The sequence below is a fragment of the uncultured Campylobacter sp. genome (genome assembly GCF_938017705.1).
Lineage (GTDB): Bacteria > Campylobacterota > Campylobacteria > Campylobacterales > Campylobacteraceae > Campylobacter_B.
The window spans coordinates 1-2,268 of the sequence record NZ_CALIIS010000151.1 but is presented as its reverse complement, the minus strand read 5'-3'; the positions used below and the strand labels follow the sequence as shown (position 1 = coordinate 2,268).

Here is a 2,268-nt window from a genome sequence, read left to right as displayed (position 1 = left end):
GAGATGAGAAGTTATTTAAAGCGCAAATTCTACGCGGCGGATAATTATAGCGAAATCACGGTTGCTCCGCTTGGACGCAGCAGCGAATTTAGCGAGATTTTTCACGTATTTTTGGGCTCTAAAGAGAAGCACTTCGACCTTTACGTCTATACTAAGGAGGACGGAATATACGCCGTGCGAGTTTTGGCGCAAACCGCCATTATTGAGGCTATCGTAAGCGAATATGAAAAATTTAACGAGGCGCAAAAACGTGAGTTTGAGCAAAGAACCGATGCGGATATCATAAATTTAAAGCTAATCTTAGCGCCCGATAAAGAACTTATGGAGTTCGGTAAGCAAAACCTAGCGGCATTTGAAAAAATTTACGAGCTTTACGCAGGCGGCGAGTCCGAGCGCGCTAAAGCAGAGATCAAAAGCTTGCATCTCTCTCACGCCGAGACGAGCGGCAAAAGATTTATGCTGCTTATCGGCGGGATCACCGATAACTCCGTGGGCTTTTTGCGGGTGCAAGACGAGGCAGACCTGCCGCAAATGAGCCCTAGCGAGTTTATAATGATAGAAAAAATTGCGCCGAATTGGTATCTTTTTAAAACCACATAAAAAAACCCTGCCACAAGCGGGTTTAAGGCTTCGCGGCGATCTAAATTTAAAAGCGTTACCCACGCCTTAACCATACCACCGATCAAAAAAATCGCGCGAATTTTAAATTTAAGAAGACGATCTGTAAATTCTGCACGCCGTAAATTTTTAAAGAATTTTAAAATTTTTTGAAGTCTAAATTTAAACAAAGCGTCGCCAAAGCGCGTCGCGCTAAATTTAGAATCAAAAGGCGAGATAGTACAGCCTTAAACGCCACTCGGCTTAGACTTAAACTGCGCAAAGTCCACTCCCGTCGCGTCCAAAACCGCCCGCGAATAAAAATAGAGACTGTAAAATAGCTCATCGTCGTAAAAGTACTCCTCCCAGCGCTCCTCGTCATTCTCATCGCTCTGCGGCCACAGATATTTTTCCGCAAGCATATCCTAAAAGTTCGCCAGCGGCGCTGCGTGCGAGATCTTATCGGCGTCATCGTAAATCTCAAGCATAAACGCAAAAAATCCGCCGAGCCGAGCCGCGATAAAGCCTGCCGCATCATTTTGCCGGCTTTTATTCACATTTCCATCCGCCGCGTTCTGATTATTTTTATTCGCGTTTTGGCCCGCCGCAGCGCGTGCTTGCATAAAGATGTGCGCCAAAAACAGCAGCGCAAAAGGGGTTGCGTGCCAAAACGAGCTTTGATGCTCTATCTCGTTAAAAATCTTGCTAAGCGCGTCCTGGAGGGCTTTTGCATCAAATTCCTCCCGCTCGCTCGTATCTGAGCTCTTATCCGCCGAGCCCGTTTTAAATTTACTCGCCTCACTCGCTTTAAATTTTATCGCCGCGCTATCTGCACTTTTAAATTCCGCCTCACCGCACTTCGCCGTACCCGTTTTAAGCTCTGTCTCTCCGCTCGCTTTAAATTTCGCCGCCTCGTTATCCGCCATTTTAAATTTAGACTCACTCTTTTGCGCTAAATTTACGAAATTTTGCGCCGCGCCGCGGCTTGCTGCATCTGTAGAATTTTGCCCGCAGCCAGGATGATTTTTTAATTTTGCCCTGCGCCGGGCTCGCTTTTTAAATTTTGCTCGCCGCCCGAACCCCGCGCCGCATCACAAGCCTCGATTGCCAGCGCGAGTTTTTTAAAAATTTCGGGGAATTCGCTCGCCCTGCCGTAAGCGGTCGTGAGCCTACTCCACGGCACATCCTGCGCTTTTAAATTTGCGATATACTTCAAATTTTGCTCATTCATCCACGCTCCTTGCGAATATTTTTAAAATTTAAACCCCGCGAGCCGCTAAAATTTGCGCTCTCGCGTCAAATTTAAGCTCTTCGCCGCACGTAAATTTAAACCGAGCTCTTGGCCTTGATCTTTGCCAGCCACTCATCCAGCGTCTTTTCAAAGCAGGTCTTTTTGCTTTCATAAAATTTCAGCGCAAAATTATTAAATTTTACACAAAATACCGCGCGCCTAATTTCAATAATCTAGCCAGGTACAAATTCTACCTCGTAAGCTCCCTGCTATGCTCGATTAGATCCTCGATCTGCTCGCGCGGCACCGTATCAAGGCAGACGCTGATCCAGTGCTTTTTATTCATATGATAGGCGGGAAAGATTCCTTTTTCATCACGCAAAATCGCCGCCAAATCGGGCGAAACTTTTAAATTTATCACATCGCTTGAGCCAGGAAGT

5 protein-coding genes are annotated in these 2,268 nt (G+C 46.3%); 1 reads left to right on the top strand and 4 read right to left on the bottom strand.

What is annotated here, in order from left to right; all coding sequences use genetic code 11:
- A partial coding sequence (locus tag Q0605_RS07615) for a hypothetical protein (protein WP_298705728.1) occupies positions 1-600 on the top strand: 600 nt, incomplete at its 5' end.
- 245 nt (positions 601-845) lie between these two features.
- Here Q0605_RS07615 and Q0605_RS07610 read toward each other — a convergent pair.
- From Q0605_RS07610 to Q0605_RS07595, 4 genes are all read right to left on the bottom strand, one after another.
- Positions 846-1,019, bottom strand: coding sequence for a hypothetical protein (locus Q0605_RS07610; RefSeq protein ID WP_298705726.1), 174 nt, complete (start codon positions 1,017-1,019; stop codon positions 846-848).
- Between the two features lie 3 nt (positions 1,020-1,022).
- A complete protein-coding gene (locus Q0605_RS07605; protein WP_298705723.1) occupies positions 1,023-1,523 on the bottom strand; it encodes a hypothetical protein in 501 nt (166 codons plus the stop codon).
- Between the two features lie 101 nt (positions 1,524-1,624).
- Positions 1,625-1,828, bottom strand: a complete 204-nt coding sequence (locus Q0605_RS07600; protein ID WP_298705720.1) for a hypothetical protein — start codon at positions 1,826-1,828, stop codon at positions 1,625-1,627.
- A gap of 250 nt (positions 1,829-2,078) precedes the next feature.
- Positions 2,079-2,268 (bottom strand): MmcQ/YjbR family DNA-binding protein (locus Q0605_RS07595; RefSeq protein ID WP_298705717.1); only part of this gene is annotated, 190 nt, incomplete at its 5' end.